Source organism: Sulfurihydrogenibium azorense Az-Fu1 (genome assembly GCF_000021545.1).
Taxonomy (GTDB): domain Bacteria; phylum Aquificota; class Aquificia; order Aquificales; family Hydrogenothermaceae; genus Sulfurihydrogenibium; species Sulfurihydrogenibium azorense.
In genome coordinates this window covers 946,452-964,258 of the sequence record NC_012438.1, presented here as the reverse complement: position 1 = coordinate 964,258, position 17,807 = coordinate 946,452, and the positions used below count along the sequence as shown (strand labels likewise).

Here is a 17,807-nt window from a genome sequence, read left to right as displayed (position 1 = left end):
AAGAAAGATGATAAAGGAAGAGATAAAGTTGAAAGAGGCTTTAATAGTTGAAGGAGGATGTAGGTTAGAAGGTGTTTTAGAGGTATCGGGAGCAAAAAATGCAGCTCTTCCAAACATGGCTGCAACGATACTAACAGATGAAGAAGTTATAATAGAAAACCTTCCAAATCTATTAGATATACAAACAATGGAAAAATTACTGACAAACATTGGAGTTGCAGTAAATCACATAAAAGATAAAACTTATAGTTTTAAAGCAAACAACATAACCTCCCTAACAGCTCCTTACGACCTTGTGAGTAAAATGAGAGCTTCTATACTTATTCTTGGACCTATGCTTACAAGGTTTGGATATGCTGAAGTTGCCCTTCCCGGAGGATGTTCTATAGGAACTCGCCCAGTTGACCTTCACTTAAAAGCCTTGGAGAAGATGGGAGCTGAAATTACCTTAGAGCACGGTTATATAAAAGCCTACGCACCAAGAGGATTAAAAGGTGCCCATATATTCTTTGACAAGATAACAGTTACAGGAACAGAAAATATAATGATGGCTGCAGTTTTAGCAGAAGGAAAGACCATTATAGAAAATGCTGCTTTAGAGCCAGAAGTGGTTGATTTGGCAGTGATGTTAAAAAAGATGGGAGCAAACATAAAAGGAGAAGGTACCCACAGAATAGAGATAGAAGGAGTTAAATCCTTAAAAGGAACTTACCACACTGTTATCCCAGATAGAATAGAAGCTGGAACTTTTGCAGTTTTATCCGCTTTAACTGATGGAAAGATAATTATAAAGAACTATCCAAGCTACTATCTTGAGTATGTTGATGAGATTTTAGAAAAAATAGGTGTATCTGTAGTTAAAATCTCAGATAACGAAGTTGTTATAAAAAGGAAAGATACACTTAAACCTGTAAATATAGAGACAAAAGAGTATCCACTTTTCCCTACAGACCTACAAGCCCAGTTTATGACTTTACTTTGCTTTGCTGATGGAGTATCAGAAATAACCGAAAATATCTTTGAAAATAGATTTATGCATGTACCAGAGTTAAACAGACTTGGAGCTAATATAGATATAAAAGGCAAAACAGCCATAGTAAAACCTGTTAAAAAATTCAGTGGAGCCCATGTGAAAGCCACAGACTTAAGAGCAAGTGCTGCAATGGTAATAGCCGGATTAGTTGCAGAAGGAGAGACAACTATCCACAGTATCTACCACTTAGACAGGGGATACGAACATATAGATGAAAAACTAAAATCAATAGGTGCAAAAATAAGAAGAGAGGTTATAGAAGAATAGGAAGAAAGAAGGTATTTTTTAAAATAACACTGATTTGTATATTAATAAGCCTTTCTCTTACAGCTGTTTATCTATTTTTAGATAAGTACTTTCCTTCTTCTGAGCTTGACCTTTCTTTTATTGGGCTTTTTGGACTTACGATTTTTTTACCTTTTTTTATCTTTAAACCTTCTTACATAAAAAACTGTTCTTCAACGATTTTCTTTATTGGGCTTTTAGTGTACCTACCTATGATAGTTATAAAATTTGATATAATTAATTTACTAATAATTTTACTTTACATTAACTTTATCAGTTATATTCTGTGTAGCAGGTTAAGGAGGCGACTTGAAGAAAGAAGTTAGAGAAAAAATAGTAGAAATCCTAAAAAAAGAAGAACTTTTTTACCCTGAGATAGAGGACAAGATAAAGGTTGAACCTCCAAAAGAAGAGAGTTTTGGAGATTTAGCAACAAACGTAGCATTTTTACTTACTAAACATCTAAAACAAAAACCCCAAGACATAGCAGAAAAGATTAAATCACTACTTGAAAAAGACCCAACATTTAGTAAAGTGGAAGTTTTAAACGGTTTTATTAACCTGTTTTTATCAGATAGTTATTACCACAGTGTTGTTAAAAAGGCAGTGGAAGAAGGAGATAGTTTCGGAGAAAATAAAGAAAAAAATAGAGGAAAGATAAACATAGAGTATGTAAGTGCAAATCCAACAGGTCCCCTTCACTTGGGACACGGTAGAGGAGCTGTAGTGGGAAACCTTCTGTCAAATATGTACTCTTACATAGGTTATAAAGTAGAAAGGGAGTTTTATATAAACGATGCAGGCAACCAGATAAAAAAGTTAGGTCAATCAGTTTACGCAAGGTTTAGACAGATAGAAGAACCAGACTTCCCATTCCCTGAAGACGGCTACCATGGAGAGTATATAAAAGATATTGCAAAGGAGATTTATCACTACGAAAGAGAAAAAATTTTAAGTATGTTATCAGAAGAAGATGCAGTAGAGTTTTGTGCAGAGTATGCAAAAAACTACCTTTTAGATAAAATAAAAGAAGACCTAAAACTGATAAATGTTGACTTTGATATATGGACAAGTGAAAAAAGTCTGTATCAACATGGTAAAGTAGACCAAGCCTTAAAATTTTTAGAAGAAAAAGGAATGATTTATGAAAAAGATGGAGCTTTATGGTTAAAAACATCACTTTACGGAGATGAGAAAGATAGAGTTATAAAAAAGTCTGATGGAAGTTATACCTATTTTGCAGCAGATATTGCATACCACTACGACAAGTATGAAAGAGGGTACGACTTTATTATAAACGTTTGGGGAGCTGACCACCACGGATACTTCCCAAGATTAAAAGCTGCAGTAATGGCTTTTGGAGTAAGAGAAGACTGGATAAACGTTGTTTTTATTCAACTTGTTAAACTGTTTAAAAACGGTGAAGAAGTTAAGATGTCAAAAAGGTCTGGAGATTTTATAACTTTAAGAGAGTTAGTTGAAGAAGTTGGAAAGGATGCTGTTATATACTTTTTTGCATCAAAAGACCCTAATACTCATCTAAACTTTGATATAGATGTTGCCCTTGCAAAATCCAACGAAAACCCCGTTTACTATGTTCAGTACGCCCACGCAAGAATATCAAGTGTATTTAGAGAGGCAAAAGAAAGATTTAACTTTGACCCTGAAAAAGATTTTGAAGCTGATTTATCTTTACTTACTCAAGAAGAAGAAAAAAGTATAATGAAGTTTTTGTCAAACCTACCTCAAGAGATAGAAGAGGCAACATTAAAAAAAGAACCTCACAAGATAACATCTCTTACTTACGAACTTGCTTCAAAGTTGCACAAGTACTACTATCAACATAAATTTTTAATAGAAACTGACGAAAAGTTAATGAAAGCAAGGTTATACCTTTTAAAAGCCATTAGAAATGCACTAAGAACTTTATTTAAACTTATGGGAATAACCCCTGTGGAGAGAATGTAATGGAAGACAGAGATTTAAAATCAGCTGTAAAACAGATAAAACAGAAAAAGAAAAAAGAAATATTAGAAAGACTTATAATCTTCCTATCTGGGCTGCTAATAACGTTAGTATTTATAGCCATAGGGTTAAACTTTTACTCCAAATCAAACCAAACCGTATCAGAACCTCAAGTAAAGGTAGCCACAGAGGCTGTAAAACCAACCACTCCACCCTCACCTCAAAATCTACAAACAACACCCCCCGTAGAACAACCTTCCCAGCCTATAGAACAACAAAATAAACCTTCTGAAACAGTCCAAACTCAACCAACCCAAGAGAAAAAACAAGTAGAAACACCACCTAAAAAAGAACAACCACCTCAACTAAAACAAGAGCCTACAGAACAAATTAAAGCAGTCCAAAAAGTAGAAAAAGAAAATAAAAAAGAAAATAAAGAAAATGTTAAACAGGAAGTAAAAACTTCTAACAAACCAACTGAGAATGTAGAAAAACAACCTAAAAAAGAAGAAAAACAAGTTGCAACATCAAAATCAGAAAGTCAAGTAAAACAAACTCCTAAAAAAGAAGAATCTACAGCCAAAGAAATAATAGATAAAATAAAATCTGGTTATTTCTCAATCCAAGTAGGAGCTTTCTCTACAAGGGAAAAAGCTGAAGTAGAAAAAGCAAAGTATACAAATGCTTACATAATAGAAGAAGGTGGATTACATAAAGTTTTAGTAGGTAAATTCCAAACAGAGAAAGAAGCAAGAGATTACCAAAAGGAAAGTGGTATAAAAGGGTTTATAAAAAGGTTAGGGTCTTGATAGAATACCTTATCCCTCCTCTTACAGGAGCTTTTATAGGTTATATAACCAACTGGCTTGCTATCAAAATGTTATTTAAACCTTACAACGAAGTAAGAATATTTGGAATAAAAATGCCATTTACTCCCGGATTAATTCCTAAAAGAAGAGACGAGATAGCAAAGTCTATAGCAAAAGTTATTCGCCAGCATCTTGTAAACCCTGAGAACCTCCATAGGCTCTTTATGGAAAGCTCATACAAAGAAGTTTTAGAAAACAAATTAAACACTGTAGTTGAAGAGATAGTAGATAAACTACTTATAAGCCTAAAAGAAGAGGTGGAAACAAAAGTAAAAATATCATTTTTGTCAGGCTACACAGATAAAATTCTTCAATCTCTATCTGATAAAGTAAAACCAATCATTATAGAAAAATCTCAACACTCAATAAAAGAAAACTTAGAAAAACATATAGAAGAAGAACTCCCCCAGCTTCTTGCATCGTTAGATGTTGAAAAAGTAATCTATGAAACTCTCTCTTCTATAGATATAAGACAACTTGAAGAGATAGTCTTAGGATTTTCCGAGAAACAGTTAAAACATATAACTTACTTAGGTGGAGTGATAGGCTTTTTTATAGGATTATTACAGATTTTTATTAATCATTGAAATTTTTTTTATTCACACTAAATTTAATAATTGCTTTATACTAAAAGGTGATTAGATGGCTATATCCCCAGATACGGTAGAAGAGGTAAACAGAGTAGCAAACGTTTACGATGTAATATCAGATTATTTAAATTTAAAAAGACAAGGTTCAGTTTACGTAGCACTCTGTCCTTTTCACAACGAAAAAACGCCATCATTTGTAGTATCTCCTACAAAGAACATCTTTAAATGTTTTGGATGTGGTATCAGTGGAAACGCTATAAAGTTTGTAATGGAGTATGAAAAAATCTCTTACTTTGATGCAGTTGTCAAACTAGCCCAAAAGTATAACATTCCTATTAAATACTTAGACAGTGAAAAAGAAAAGCTAAACAAAGGACTTTATCTTACAACAAGAATTATCACAGAGTTTTACAAAGAAAACCTTAAAAAATCACAAGTATGTAAAGACTACCTAAAAAATAGAGGAATACTATCAAGAACAATTGAAGAGTTTGAACTTGGTTATTCACCTGAAGACAATTCTATTTTGCAAAAGTACATCCAAGAGAAAAATGTACCTTTAGAAGATTTAGAGAAAATAGGTTTAATAACAAAAACAGACAGTTTATTTAAAGACAAATTTTCAGGAAGGCTTATTTTCCCAATAAAAGATGTAAAAGGAAACATAGTAGCCTTTGGAGGAAGATCTTTAGATAACACAAGACAACCTAAGTACTTAAACTCTCCAGAAACTGTTATCTATAAAAAAGGAAACACTTTATACGGTATATACCAATCCCTTGAACACTTAAAAGAAAAACAAAGTGTAGTGATAGTAGAAGGCTACATGGACTTAATTTCACTATATCAAATAGGAATAAAAAATGTTGTAGCAACGCTAGGAACAGCATTTACAAAAAATCAAGCAAAACTACTAAAAAAGTATGTAAAAGAAGCTGTGGTTATGTTCGACTCTGATGAAGCTGGAAAGAAGGCAGCAATAGAAGCTGCAAAGATACTACTTTCAGAAGGAATAACTGTAAGGTATGCATACTACAAAGAAGCAAAGGACCCTGATGAACTATCTAAACAAGGTCTATCCAAGGTTAAACAAGTTATTGAAAACTCAAAGGATATAATAATTTTCCTTTTAGAGAGACTAAAAAGTATTCAAGACTCAGATATAAAAACACAACTTAAAAGTTATCAAACAATTTACGACTATATAACAAAGATACTGGCTTATATAGAAGACCCTTCTCTTAGAAACAGTTATATAGAGATTGTAGCAAAGTATACAGGAAGAAGTTTTGCAAATGTTGAGTTAGATATAGAAAAAGTTAGAATACTAACCAAAAGAGAGAGAGGAAGTTTTAATTACAATTATACAGATGACGAAAGTACATCTATTAAACCTAAACTCAATATGAAAGAAGAGATAGTTTTAAAGTATATACTCGAGAATCCAGATTTTTTGCAAAAATATGACTTTTATGATATAATAAGTGTTTCTGAAAATTTAGGTTATTATGTACAACTTATTAACAGTGGGAATACGCAAGTTATTCAAGAATTATCTCAAATTTTAAATCAGCACAACATCTCAGCTACGGAAGAAACTGTTTTGAAAATACTAGAAGATTTTAGACAGGAGTGGATAAAAAAACAAAAATCCCTTGCTATATCAAACTTGTCAGAAAGAGATTTTATAGATATTTTCAACGAGATAAAAACTCTTAAAAGGAGGCGATGATATATGATTAACCTTCAAGAAAGAGATGACGTAAGAACTCTTATCAACCTCGCAAGGGAGAAAGGGTACGTCACCTACTCCGAGATAAGCACCTATGTAGATGAGGAGTTTTTCTCATCAGATGAACACATAGAAAGCCTCATTGAGTACCTAAACGAGTTAAACATAGACGTAAGAGACGATGAAAAAATTAAAGAAGAAGACGATGATATCTATCTTGGAATAGATTTTGATGATGATGTTTGGTCAAAAGCAGATGACCCAGTTAAGTTATACTTAAGAGAGATGGGAAAAATTCCATTGTTAAAGAGAGAAGAAGAGATTAAGTATGCAATGGAGATTGAAAGGGGAAGAAAAAAAGTATTTAGAGGTTTACTCAGAACATCCTTCCTTACAGAGAGATTGTTAGATGAGTGGGCAAAAGTTGTAGATGGAAAGTTAAGGGTACAAGATTTATTAAACGTAGAAGAAACGGAAGAAAAGGTAGATGAGCTATCAGATGGAGAAAGTTTAGAGCTTGAAAATAATGAAAACTACGACAAAATAACTTCTGACTTTATCAAAAAAGGTTTAGAACTTGCTAAACTCTACAGAGATTTACTTGAAAAAGAGAAAATTTACCTTGAAACAAAAACATTAGAAGCAAAAAGAGAGTTTGTATGGCAACATGCCAAGTTAAACAAGTTTATAAAAAGTTTAAACATAAAGTTTACTAAGTTAGACAAAATAGCAGATGAGCTAAAAGAGTTATACACAAAGTTAAGAAAAAATGAGAAAGATTACGAAAAGAGAATAAAGATAATCTCAAAAATTCATCCAGATTTAGACTTAATGCTATCAACTGAGTATGAAAAATACCCAGAAATCCTAAAAAAACTTGAAAGTAATGGATTTTCTTACGGTAGATACGAAATACTAAGAACAGAAACATTAAGACTTAAAAACGAGATAGAAGATATAAAAGCAAAAATAGGAACAATCCCAGAAGAGTTTGACCATGTACTAGATATAATACAGCAGGGAAGAAATGAAATAAACAACGTAAAACAGATACTTGTTAAAGCTAACTTAAGACTTGTTGTATCTATCGCTAAAAAGTACACAAACAGAGGATTACAGTTTTTAGACCTTATTCAAGAAGGAAATATAGGACTTATGAAAGCAGTTGATAAGTACGATTACAAAAGAGGATTTAAATTTTCTACTTACGCAACATGGTGGATTAGACAAGCCATCACAAGAGCAATAGCAGACCAAGCAAGAACAATCAGAATTCCAGTACACATGATAGAAACGATAAACAAACTAATAAGAGTAGCAAGGTCAATGGTACAAGAGCTTGGTAGAGAGCCTACCCCTGAAGAAATAGCAAAAAAAGTAGGAATGCCTGCAGAAAAAGTTAAGAAAATACTAAGGACATCACAAGAGCCTATATCTTTAGAAACACCTATCGGAACAGATGAGGAAACACACCTTGGAGACTTTATAGAAGACAAATCTGTCTTGTCCCCAGAAGCCCATATGCTTAAAAATGCCCTTAGAATGCAACTTGACGAAGTTTTATCTACACTCTCAGAAAGAGAAGAACAAGTTTTAAGATACAGATTTGGACTTGAAGACGATACAGAGCATACTTTAGAGCAAGTTGGTAAAAGATTTGGAGTAACAAGGGAAAGAATAAGACAGATAGAAGCAAAAGCACTTAGAAAACTAAGACACCCACACAGAGCAAAATACTTAAAACCATTTATAGAAGGAGATTAATAAATATCCCCCAGTTTTTGGGGGGTTATATAACAATGAAAAGCATAACAGTAAATAAAGCTGGTTTAGAAAAAATTAAACTAAAAAATCCTTGGATATACAACAAAGAGCTAAAGTCTATTCCATCTGATGTAAAAGAAGGAGACTTAGTCCGTATTTACTCACCTGACAAAAAGTTTTTAGGTATAGGATATGCAAATCTTAGGAGTAAGATTACCGTAAGGATACTTTCATTTGAAGATAGACCTATAGATAAAAACTTCTTTGTAGAAAAGGTAAACAAAGCCTTAGAAAAAAGAAAACAGCTACAAAATATTACAAACGCATACAGAGTTATTCACTCAGAAGCCGATGGACTGTCTGGTTTAATTGTAGATTACTACGATGGGTATCTTTCTCTTCAGATAAATACTGCAGGAATGGAAAGATTGAGAGATTTAATTGTCTCTACATTGATAGAAGTATTAAATCCAAAAGGTATATACGAAAAGTCAGATGAAAAGTCAAGGGAAAAAGAAGGACTGGAAACTGTAGAAAAATTAATCTACGGGAACATCCCAAATGAGATAGAGATATTTGAGTATGATGCAAAGTTTTTAGTAAACCTTACAGAGAGCCAGAAAACAGGTTTTTATTTAGACCAAAGAAAAAACAGAAAGGTAATTTACGATTACTGCCAAGAAGGATTTAAAGTTTTAGATTTGTTCTCTAACTCTGGTGGGTTTGGTATTCACTGTGGTATAAAAAAGGCAGATTTTGTAAAGTTTGTTGATATATCTTCAGCAGCTGTAAACCAAATAGAAAAGAATTTAAAAATAAACAACTTGAAAAATTATGAAATCATCAAAGAAGATGTTTTTGACTTTTTAAAACAAGAGGTAAAATCAGGAGATAAATACGACATTGTTATCTTAGACCCTCCACCTTTTGCAAAAACAAAAAACGAAGTAGAAGGAGCTCTAAGAGGTTTTAAATACCTTATACTAAACAGTTTAAAACTTTTAAATGAAAACGGGTATTTAGCTGTATTTAGCTGTTCTCACCATATTAGCCTACAAGATTTAATTGATACTACTATTCAAGCCTGTAAAGATACAGGTTCAGTTTTAGAGTTTAAAGAGTTTTTAATGCAAGATATAGACCATCCTTATATAATAAACATTCCAAACACTTTTTACTTAAAAGGCTTTTTAGCACAGAAGATTTAAGAAAAAACAAACTTAACCAGCTTGTAAAAAGTTCCTACTGTAAACCAGATATAAAAGATTCCGAGAATAGATGAAGAAATATCAAAAAGTTTAAAGTAATCAAGTCCAATAATAAAAATCAATAAAGGTATATAAAAGTATAGATTTACTAATACAAGCTTTTCATTAATAAGTTTATGAATAGGAGGAACTTCTTTTCCTTGTTTTGCTTTTTCTTGATAAAACCAGTTCCATAATATTCTTGGAAGAAGATGAATAATTGCTCCTGATAAAACCAAAAATCCAAAACCGTAAACCATTAAATCTACATGTAAAACAATTAAATCAAATCTATTGAAAAAGATTATTCCTAACATAGTCAATGTTCCAAGTAAAAACAAAAACCATCCTGATAAGAAATATTTAACTACCAAAGGCAAAACAATAACTTTTTTACCTTTAAATACAGAGTCATAAATAATGTAAAGATAAAACAAAACACAAAGAAGTAAAATAACTCCAGACAGTAGAATAAAATTGTAATTTAAAACAAAAAACGAGCTTAAAAATAGAAAAACAGCTACTTGATAAACATAGTAAAATTTATCTGCTAACTTTAGATTTAAAACTTGCATAGTTAGCATCGGAATCCAAGTAAATAAAACACCAATTATAAGGTTTGTCATAACCCCTAAAGTAAACGTATGAACAGAGAGCTGATAAGGTACAATTCCTTGAAAAATGCTTAAATTTAAAAAAATCACTGATAAAAACATATAAAAAATTCCTGTAAGAATAAATCTTATTGTAAGTGGTTTTACCATTTTTACACAGCTGATTATGTGAAAGATAAAAATTAAAAATGCTAAAAGTATAAAACCAGAAAAAGCTTTTAAGTTATCTACTAAAAAGAAAATATTTCCAAAAAGAGATAATAAAAAAACTATATAACTAACCCAAGGATATCTTAATTTTTGAGATTGAGAGTTAGGAACAATCTGATAAAGTCCACCTAAAACTGTATTAAAAATAAAACCAAAAACTAAAATAAAAGCTAAATTTTGAATATCATTTTTATAAAAAGTAGACAGAACAAGGTCTAAATAAGCAAGAATAAAAAAGAAAGGAGATATTTTTGATATGTGGAACATTCTACAGCCTTTTTATAGGTAATGGTGTTATTATGGCTTGAACTATCATATCTTCTACAGCTTCAAAACCATGAGGTTCGTTTGGGTCATATATCAGTGTCTCTCCTTCTGTTAAAATTTTTATGTTTTCTCTACTTCCGATATAAAATTTTCCACTTCCTTTTAAAACAGTTGTTATAACAGTAGATATAGATGTATGTAAGTCTATTATGCTACCAGATTTTAAATAAAATAAAACAACCCTAACTGTTTCATTTTCGTATATCTTCTCTACAACTGGTTTATCAGCAAATTTTGATTCTTCAATTTTAATCTCTAAAGCCATTTTATTACCTCACTAAAGTTTTATATTTTTTATTTTTCCTTGCTTTATATCGTTTACAATCTCGTAAAGCGTAGCATTAAATATTCCTTTTAAATGTTCTCTTTCAGGAACCCATTTATGATGTATAGCACACGGATTTAAATCAGAGCATTCTTCAAATCCTAAAACACACTTTTTAAAAAGATTGTCTCCATCTATAGCTACGATAATGTCTATTATTTTTATCTCGTTTATAGGTTTTTTAAAACTGATACCACCTTTAGGTCCTCTGTAAGATTCAAGGATACCTTCTTTTACCAATTTTTGAATGTTTTTTGCAAGGAAGAAAAAGGGAAGATTTAGAGCTTCTGATATTTCTTTTACAGATATATACTCTTTATCTTGATTTAAAGCTAAGTATATCAACGCTCTTATACAGTCTTTTACCGATTCAGATAACATACTAACCTCCAAATCTGAGTTTTGCAGCTAAAAATACAATTAAAATTCCTACTATAAGGTTAATAACACCTATAGCTCTTGTTAAGATTCTAAACTTTTCATTTAAGTGAGACCTTGGACCTAAATATAGATCGTGAATTAATGCCAAAATAAAAGTCAATAAAAATAGATGTACTTTATCGTGTAAAGTAGATGCGTAAGGAGAAGTTCTGTGAAACAAATCTGAAAAAGTTATTCCAAGGTTATGCATATTACCTATTCCAGTTATCAATAAAGCTGGCAGACCAATAAAAGTCCCAATAATAGAAAACCTTTTTCCCACTCTTTGAAAAGCCTCTACACTGTTTGGAAGAGACCTTACATAAGGAGATAAAACAAACATCATAAAAAGCATTCCACCTATCCATAACGTTGCTAAAAGAATGTGTATCGTTAAAATTATCTCTTTCATTTTCCTACCTCAATTTAAGATAATTTTATCTTAAATTTTCAAAAATTGCAACACAAGAGTAAAGTTAAAAGTTTTATAATATTAGATACTAAACTTGGAGGTTTAAAATGGACGTAAAACAGTATGCTGAAAGTATAGCAAAAAAAGCAAAAAAAACTACAAGACAGTTATCAAGTTTAACTACAGACATAAAAAATAAAGCACTTTTAAAAACAGCCCAGCTTTTAGACAAGAACAGACAACTTATTTTACAAGAAAACCAAAAAGATTTAGAAAACGCAGAAAAAAAAGGATACTCAAAAGCTCTTTTAGACAGGTTAGCCTTAAACGATAAAAGAATAGACCAAATGATACAAGTCTTAGAAGATGTGGCATCTCTTCCTGACCCAGTTGGAGAGATAATAAATATGTGGACTCGTCCAAACGGCTTAAAAGTTGGACAAATGAGAGTTCCTCTTGGAGTTATACTTATAATATACGAAGCAAGACCAAATGTAACAATAGAAGCTGCATCTTTATGTATGAAATCCTCAAACGCTGTAATACTCAAAGGTGGAAGCGAAACAATAAACTCAAACAGAATACTGGTAGACATTATAAAACAAGCTTGTAGAGAAACCTGTTTCCCTGAAGATGCTGTAATGTTTGTTGATACAACAGACAGGTCTGTAGTAAATGAACTACTAAAGTTAGAAGGTCTTATAGACGTTGCTATACCCAGAGGTGGAGAAAGTCTTATTAGAGCTGTTGCGGAAAATTCAAGGATTCCAGTTATAAAACATTACAAAGGTGTATGTAATCTTTATATAGATGATGAAGCTGACATGGAGAAAGCACTAAATATAGCATACAACGCAAAAGTTCAAAGACCTTCTGTGTGTAATGCAATAGAGAATTTAGTCGTAAACAAAAAGATAGCTGATAAGTTCCTACCTGAGATAGCTTACTACTATGGAAAAGCTGGAGTAGAGATGAGGTGTGATGAGTACAGCTACAACCTACTTATAAACCACCCAAAAGCAAAAGACACAGAGATAGTTCCAGCAAAAGAAGAAGATTACTACGAAGAGTTTTTAGACCTTATAATAGCTGTTAAAGTTGTTGAAGATTTAGACGAAGCTATAGACTTTATAGAAAAGTACGGCTCTCATCACTCTGATGCCATCGTTACAGAAAACTACACAAAAGGAATGAAGTTTATCCAGCAGGTTGATAGTGCTGCTGTCTATATAAACGCATCTACAAGGTTTACAGACGGAAACGAGTTTGGACTTGGAGCTGAGATGGGAATATCAACTGATAAAATCCATGCAAGAGGACCAATGGCATTAAAAGAACTAACTATACCAAAATTCATAGTCTTTGGAAATGGACAACTACGAGAAAACGTAGGCATACCAAAAGATGAAGAAGAGGTAAAAATAGATACTCAGGCTTGTAATCTTTAAAAATTGGACAATGTTATAATGTTTTGATAACAATATACGGAGGTAGCTTATGTTTGAGCTTTTAACAGAAAAGTTTTCTTCTGTTATTGATAAATTAAGAAAGGCTAAGAAGATAGATGAAAAAACTTTAGATGAAGCACTTAAAGATATAAGGACAGCATTACTGGAAGCAGACGTAAACGTTGACGTTGTAAAAAAGTTTATAGCAGATATAAAACAGAAAGTCTTAGGTCAAGAACTTATAAAAGGTCTATCAGCTGGAGAAACAGTAATAAAACTAATCTACGATGAAACGATAAACATATTAGGTGGAGAAGAACCACCTACCTTAGCCAAGCCAGATAAACCACCTGCAATAATAATGCTTGTAGGTCTTCAAGGTACAGGTAAAACAACAACAGCTGGTAAACTTGCAAAATACCTAAAATCAAAAGGCTACAGAGTAGGTGTAGCATCTACAGACGTAAGAAGACCGGCAGCTGCAAAACAACTCTGCACTTTAGCCCAGTCTATAGATGTACCTTGTTTTGTTGACGAACAAGAAAAAGATGCTTTAAAACTTACAGAAAAAGTTATAGAAGATGCAAAAAAGCAAGGTTTCTCTTACATAATCTTAGATACAGCTGGAAGATTACACATAGACCAAGAGTTAATGGAAGAGCTAAAACAGATTAAAGAAAAAGTTAAACCTGCAGAAGTCCTTTACGTTGCAGATGCTATGCAAGGTCAAGAGGCAATTACAACGGCAGAAGAGTTTCACAAAGCAGTTGGCTTAACAGGAGTGATACTTACTAAACTTGATGGTGATGCAAAAGGTGGTATTGCCCTCTCTGTAAGACAAGTCCTTGGTATACCTATAAAGTTTGTAGGAACTGGTGAGAAGATAGAGGACTTAGACCTATTTTATCCAGATAGAATAGCCCAAAGAATACTTGGACTTGGAGATATTCAAACACTTATAGAAAAAATGCAAGCTGCTATAGATGAAGACAAAGCAAAACAGATGGCAGAAAAAGTTATGAACGCAGAGTTTACCTTAGAGGACTTGAGGGAACAGATAAGAATGATTAGAAATCTTGGACCAATGGAACAGATACTAAAGATGATTCCGGGAATAGGTAGTCAGTTAAAAAATATAAAAGTAGATGAAAAACAGTTTATAAAGATAGAAGCCATAATAAACTCAATGACTCCGGAAGAAAGAATGAAACCACACATAATAAATGGTAGCAGAAAAAGAAGAATAGCCAAAGGTAGTGGAACAACTATTTTAGATGTAAACAAAGTTTTAAAACAGTACGAAGAGATGAAAAAGATGATGAAAAAGATGAAAAAAATGACAAAAAGCGGAGGATTTCCATTTAGACTACCTTTTTAAAAATACATTTATGTGATAGGAAGCAGTTTTCACACTTTGGCTTTTTTTGACAAAACTCTTTACAGTGTTTAACTATAAGAGCGTGAAACTCTTTATAGATTTCTAAATCTACAGGTAGTCTGCCAGTTATGAATTTTTGTAAATCAGAATAAGATATATTTTCAGCTGTAAACCCAAGGCGATAAAAGAGCCTTTTTGTGTAGTTATCTACAACAAAGTAAGGTTTATCTAAAGCATAAAGGAGGATACTTTCTGCAGTTTCTTGACCTATACCTTTTATTGAAAGTAAATCTTCCCTACCAATATCTTTTTTAGATAAAAATAATTTAGCCAAATCCTTTAAAGTTCTTGATTTTTGATTGTAAAATCCAGATGGTTTTATAAGGTTTTTTAGCTTTTCTATATCTATCTTATCTATACACTCAAAACTTAAACAATTTTCTTTTATAAGATTTTTTATAGATTTTTCTACATTATTCCAAGAAGTGTTTTGAGTTAAAATAGCGCCTATACTAATTTCTGCTACCTTATCCTGATTACCGTAAACTGGCCACCAATTTTGAAAGCCATAATAATCCAGTAAAACCTTATAAAGATTAAAAACTTCCATACTATTACCTTAGAAATTAGTTGTATTATAATATATGCTACTATGAAACCTTTTCTAAAATGGCCCGGAAATAAATATAGGATAGTTAAGCATATAAAAAAAGTTTTACCAGCTGGTAAAAGATTAGTAGAGCCTTTTGTTGGGTCAGGTTCTGTATTCCTGAATACGGATTATAAATCTTATCTGTTATGCGATATAAATCCTGATTTAATAAATCTCTATCAAACAGTTAAAACTTATAAATATGAATTTATAGACTATTGTAAAAGTTTCTTCAGCAAAGAAAATAACACTAAAGACAAATATTATCAACTTAGAGATTTGTTTAACAAAACAGATGATAAGGTTTTAAAATCTGCATTATTTGTATATTTAAACCGACACTGTTATAATGGCTTAGTTAGATATAACTCTAAGGGAGAGTTTAATACTCCTTTTGGTAGGTACGATAAACCTTATTTCCCTGAAAAAGAGATGAGATTTTTTATAGAAAAGTGTGAAAGATCAGAGGTAGAATTTAAGTGTCAAGATTTTAGAGAAACCTTTAAACAAGTAAAGAAAGGAGATGTAGTATACTGCGACCCACCATACATTCCTCTTTCTGATACAGCCAACTTTACTTCATACTCAAAGGAAGGCTTTAACATGGAAGATCAAAGAATATTAGGAAGCTTGGCAAGATACTACTCTAATAAAGGTATTCCTGTTATAATTAGTAATCATTACAATGAAGATTTAATAGAAATTTATAATACCTTAATAATACCTTTGAAAGTTAGGAGAAATATAAGCTGTAAAGATAGGAAAAAGGTTGACGAATTAATTGCGGTGTTCAAATGAGTGGAAATAAATTTAGAAATGCCGTAAAAGAATATATAGAAAATTGGAATAGAAATTACAATTTAGGTATAAAGATAAAGCTTGAGCAACCTTTAGGTTATAGATTTTTAAACAATTTAAGAATTATAGATATACTATTATACAGAAATAACAGATTCTTAGGTATTGAATGTAAATATCAAGGTGTTTCTGGAACTGCTTATCAAAAACTAATTTACACGTTAGAAGATTGCAAAACTACACCTATACCAACTATAATAGTTTTTGCTGGAAATGGAATTAAGGAAGATGTAAAGTCAAAATTGATCACATCTGGCTACGGAATAGAAGTTTTATATGAAGATGGATTAGTTAAAGAAAAAGGTTTTCCAGTTTTATTACAAAGAATAGCCATAGAACTTGGCATAGATTGGTTTGATATGGATATTTTCAATAAAAAAGGAGAGAGATATGAAAATAGTTGATTTAAGAGGAAGATACTATAAAGAGGTTGAAGAAGTACAGTATCTAATAAAAAGGTCTGATGTTGAAACGGATTTATACGAAGCTGCTGTTAAAGAAATAATAAAAAATGTTAAAGAAAGAGGAGATGAAGCTCTTGTTGAGTATACAGAAAAGTTTGATAAGATAAAGATAAATCCAGAGGATTTAATAATACCGTTTGAAGAGTTAGAAAAGGCCTACGATGAGATTGAAGAAGAAGTTAGATGGGCTTTTGAAGTAGCTTACGAGAGACTTTACGAGTTTCATGAACTTCAAAAGGAAAAATCTTTTTTTAAAGAAGAAGATGGAATAATTTTGGGACAGAAAGTTGTTCCCCTTGAAAAAGTAGGTCTTTACGTTCCGGGTGGTAAAGCTGCCTATCCTTCAAGTGTTTTGATGAATGCAGTACCTGCAAGAGTGGCAGGAGTAGAAGAGATTGTAATGTGTTCACCAAATCCTAACAAGTATACGTTGGCAGCTGCATTTATATGTGGAATAGATACAGTCTATAGAGTAGGAGGTGCTCAAGCTGTTGCAGCGATGGCCTATGGAACTGAGACTGTTAAGAAGGTAGACAAGATAGTTGGACCGGGGAATATATACGTTGCACTGGCAAAGAAAAACGTTTTTGGAGTGGTAGATATAGACATGATTGCAGGACCTTCTGAAATACTTGTGATAGCTGATGAAACTGCTAACTATAAATGGGTTGCAGCAGACCTTTTATCTCAAGCAGAACACGATGAACTTGCTGCATCTATCCTTATAACAACCTCAGAAGACCTTGCAAAAAATGTTAAAAATTACTTATACAACGAAATCTTAAAAGATTTTTCAAGAAAAGAGATAGCAGAAAAATCTTTAAATAACTACGGACATGCTTTTATAGTTGAAGATTTAGAAACGGCTTGTGAGCTTGCTAACTACCTTGCTCCAGAACATTTAGAGGTAGTCACAAACAATCCATTTGATTTAATAAATAAGATAAAACATGCAGGAGCAATATTCTTAGGACATTACTCAACTGAACCCCTTGGAGATTACATCCTTGGACCTAACCACGTTTTACCAACATCAAGGTCTGCAAGGTTTTCTTCTCCTCTTGGAGTTTACGACTTTGTAAAAAGAAGCTCAGTGATATACGTATCAAAAGAAGGTTTTGAGAGAGTTGCAAACCACGCAATAAACATGGCAAAATCAGAAGGCTTAGAAGCCCACGCTTTAAGCGTAAAAGTCAGAAAAGAAGATATTTAAT

The 17,807-nt window shown here is 32.0% G+C and carries 17 protein-coding genes; 12 read left to right on the top strand and 5 right to left on the bottom strand.

Annotated elements, in window-relative coordinates:
- Positions 1-7: 7 nt before the first annotated feature.
- The 7 genes from murA (at position 8) to SULAZ_RS05040 (ending at position 9,446) form a co-directional block, all read left to right on the top strand.
- A complete protein-coding gene (gene murA / locus SULAZ_RS05070) occupies positions 8-1,300 on the top strand; it encodes a UDP-N-acetylglucosamine 1-carboxyvinyltransferase (protein ID WP_012675104.1) in 1,293 nt (430 codons plus the stop codon).
- Positions 1,301-1,627: 327 nt separating this feature from the next.
- The gene (gene argS / locus SULAZ_RS05065) at positions 1,628-3,286 is read left to right on the top strand and encodes an arginine--tRNA ligase (protein WP_012673913.1); all 1,659 of its coding nucleotides are present in this window, start codon (positions 1,628-1,630) and stop codon (positions 3,284-3,286) included.
- A complete protein-coding gene (locus SULAZ_RS05060; protein WP_012674399.1) occupies positions 3,286-4,092 on the top strand; it encodes an SPOR domain-containing protein in 807 nt (268 codons plus the stop codon). Before argS ends, SULAZ_RS05060 begins: the two co-directional genes overlap by 1 nt.
- Entirely contained in the window at positions 4,089-4,739 is a 651-nt protein-coding gene (locus SULAZ_RS05055; RefSeq protein ID WP_012674080.1) for a DUF445 domain-containing protein, read from the top strand. Before SULAZ_RS05060 ends, SULAZ_RS05055 begins: the two co-directional genes overlap by 4 nt.
- Before the next feature lie 55 nt (positions 4,740-4,794).
- On the top strand, positions 4,795-6,474 hold the full coding sequence (gene dnaG, locus SULAZ_RS05050) for a DNA primase (RefSeq protein ID WP_012674571.1): 1,680 nt from the start codon (positions 4,795-4,797) through the stop codon (positions 6,472-6,474).
- Positions 6,475-6,477: 3 nt separating this feature from the next.
- Positions 6,478-8,238, top strand: a complete 1,761-nt coding sequence (rpoD, locus tag SULAZ_RS05045; RefSeq protein WP_012674757.1) for an RNA polymerase sigma factor RpoD — start codon at positions 6,478-6,480, stop codon at positions 8,236-8,238.
- A 35-nt stretch (positions 8,239-8,273) separates the two neighbouring features.
- Positions 8,274-9,446 (top strand): class I SAM-dependent rRNA methyltransferase, encoded by a 1,173-nt coding sequence (locus tag SULAZ_RS05040; protein WP_012674753.1) that lies wholly within the window; start codon positions 8,274-8,276, stop codon positions 9,444-9,446.
- Here SULAZ_RS05040 and SULAZ_RS05035 read toward each other — a convergent pair.
- Genes SULAZ_RS05035 through SULAZ_RS05020 form a run of 4 tightly spaced genes read right to left on the bottom strand, consistent with a single transcriptional unit; the run spans position 9,443 to position 11,793 of the window.
- Positions 9,443-10,576 (bottom strand): hypothetical protein, encoded by a 1,134-nt coding sequence (locus SULAZ_RS05035; protein WP_012673971.1) that lies wholly within the window; start codon positions 10,574-10,576, stop codon positions 9,443-9,445. The genes SULAZ_RS05040 and SULAZ_RS05035 overlap by 4 nt on opposite strands.
- Before the next feature lies 1 nt (position 10,577).
- Positions 10,578-10,901 (bottom strand): cupin domain-containing protein, encoded by a 324-nt coding sequence (locus SULAZ_RS05030; RefSeq protein ID WP_012674711.1) that lies wholly within the window; start codon positions 10,899-10,901, stop codon positions 10,578-10,580.
- A 12-nt stretch (positions 10,902-10,913) separates the two neighbouring features.
- Positions 10,914-11,342, bottom strand: coding sequence for an RrF2 family transcriptional regulator (locus SULAZ_RS05025; protein WP_012673587.1), 429 nt, complete (start codon positions 11,340-11,342; stop codon positions 10,914-10,916).
- Between the two features lies 1 nt (position 11,343).
- The gene (locus tag SULAZ_RS05020; protein ID WP_012674281.1) at positions 11,344-11,793 is read right to left on the bottom strand and encodes a CopD family protein; all 450 of its coding nucleotides are present in this window, start codon (positions 11,791-11,793) and stop codon (positions 11,344-11,346) included.
- A 107-nt stretch (positions 11,794-11,900) separates the two neighbouring features.
- Between SULAZ_RS05020 and SULAZ_RS05015 the strand changes: the two genes are divergently transcribed.
- Together SULAZ_RS05015 and ffh are read left to right on the top strand one after the other, a co-directional pair.
- Complete coding sequence (locus SULAZ_RS05015; protein ID WP_012674179.1) at positions 11,901-13,241, top strand: glutamate-5-semialdehyde dehydrogenase; 1,341 nt, start codon at positions 11,901-11,903, stop codon at positions 13,239-13,241.
- A 49-nt stretch (positions 13,242-13,290) separates the two neighbouring features.
- Positions 13,291-14,619 (top strand): signal recognition particle protein, encoded by a 1,329-nt coding sequence (ffh, locus tag SULAZ_RS05010; RefSeq protein WP_012674065.1) that lies wholly within the window; start codon positions 13,291-13,293, stop codon positions 14,617-14,619.
- Here the strand turns inward: ffh and SULAZ_RS05005 are convergent.
- Positions 14,603-15,229: an endonuclease III domain-containing protein gene (locus tag SULAZ_RS05005; RefSeq protein WP_012674961.1), complete on the bottom strand. Its 627-nt coding sequence runs from the start codon at positions 15,227-15,229 to the stop codon at positions 14,603-14,605. The two genes, ffh and SULAZ_RS05005, sit on opposite strands and share 17 nt — an antisense overlap.
- A 42-nt stretch (positions 15,230-15,271) precedes the next feature.
- Here SULAZ_RS05005 and SULAZ_RS05000 point away from each other — a divergent pair, with 42 nt between their 5' ends.
- Genes SULAZ_RS05000 through hisD form a run of 3 tightly spaced genes read left to right on the top strand, consistent with a single transcriptional unit; the run spans position 15,272 to position 17,806 of the window.
- Positions 15,272-16,069, top strand: a complete 798-nt coding sequence (locus SULAZ_RS05000; protein WP_012675033.1) for a Dam family site-specific DNA-(adenine-N6)-methyltransferase — start codon at positions 15,272-15,274, stop codon at positions 16,067-16,069.
- Entirely contained in the window at positions 16,066-16,533 is a 468-nt protein-coding gene (locus tag SULAZ_RS04995) for a PD-(D/E)XK nuclease superfamily protein (RefSeq protein WP_012673686.1), read from the top strand. The genes SULAZ_RS05000 and SULAZ_RS04995 overlap by 4 nt, the downstream gene beginning before the upstream one ends.
- Positions 16,520-17,806 (top strand): histidinol dehydrogenase, encoded by a 1,287-nt coding sequence (gene hisD, locus SULAZ_RS04990; protein ID WP_012674840.1) that lies wholly within the window; start codon positions 16,520-16,522, stop codon positions 17,804-17,806. Before SULAZ_RS04995 ends, hisD begins: the two co-directional genes overlap by 14 nt.
- The last annotated feature ends 1 nt before the right edge of the window (position 17,807 follow it).

Excerpts from the sequence above, each read along its gene's own strand:
- SULAZ_RS05005 (WP_012674961.1), bottom strand. The coding sequence starts at position 15,229 with ATGGAAGTTTTTAATCTTTATAAGGTTTTACTGGATTATTATGGCTTT.
- SULAZ_RS05060 (WP_012674399.1), top strand. The coding sequence starts at position 3,286 with ATGGAAGACAGAGATTTAAAATCAGCTGTAAAACAGATAAAACAGAAA.
- SULAZ_RS05025 (WP_012673587.1), bottom strand. The coding sequence starts at position 11,342 with ATGTTATCTGAATCGGTAAAAGACTGTATAAGAGCGTTGATATACTTA.
- SULAZ_RS05030 (WP_012674711.1), bottom strand. The coding sequence starts at position 10,901 with ATGGCTTTAGAGATTAAAATTGAAGAATCAAAATTTGCTGATAAACCA.
- SULAZ_RS05000 (WP_012675033.1), top strand. The coding sequence starts at position 15,272 with ATGAAACCTTTTCTAAAATGGCCCGGAAATAAATATAGGATAGTTAAG.
- dnaG (WP_012674571.1), top strand. The coding sequence starts at position 4,795 with ATGGCTATATCCCCAGATACGGTAGAAGAGGTAAACAGAGTAGCAAAC.
- rpoD (WP_012674757.1), top strand. The coding sequence starts at position 6,478 with ATGATTAACCTTCAAGAAAGAGATGACGTAAGAACTCTTATCAACCTC.
- SULAZ_RS05020 (WP_012674281.1), bottom strand. The coding sequence starts at position 11,793 with ATGAAAGAGATAATTTTAACGATACACATTCTTTTAGCAACGTTATGG.
- SULAZ_RS05035 (WP_012673971.1), bottom strand. The coding sequence starts at position 10,576 with ATGTTCCACATATCAAAAATATCTCCTTTCTTTTTTATTCTTGCTTAT.
- SULAZ_RS05015 (WP_012674179.1), top strand. The coding sequence starts at position 11,901 with ATGGACGTAAAACAGTATGCTGAAAGTATAGCAAAAAAAGCAAAAAAA.
- ffh (WP_012674065.1), top strand. The coding sequence starts at position 13,291 with ATGTTTGAGCTTTTAACAGAAAAGTTTTCTTCTGTTATTGATAAATTA.
- hisD (WP_012674840.1), top strand. The coding sequence starts at position 16,520 with ATGAAAATAGTTGATTTAAGAGGAAGATACTATAAAGAGGTTGAAGAA.
- SULAZ_RS04995 (WP_012673686.1), top strand. The coding sequence starts at position 16,066 with ATGAGTGGAAATAAATTTAGAAATGCCGTAAAAGAATATATAGAAAAT.
- SULAZ_RS05040 (WP_012674753.1), top strand. The coding sequence starts at position 8,274 with ATGAAAAGCATAACAGTAAATAAAGCTGGTTTAGAAAAAATTAAACTA.
- murA (WP_012675104.1), top strand. The coding sequence starts at position 8 with ATGATAAAGGAAGAGATAAAGTTGAAAGAGGCTTTAATAGTTGAAGGA.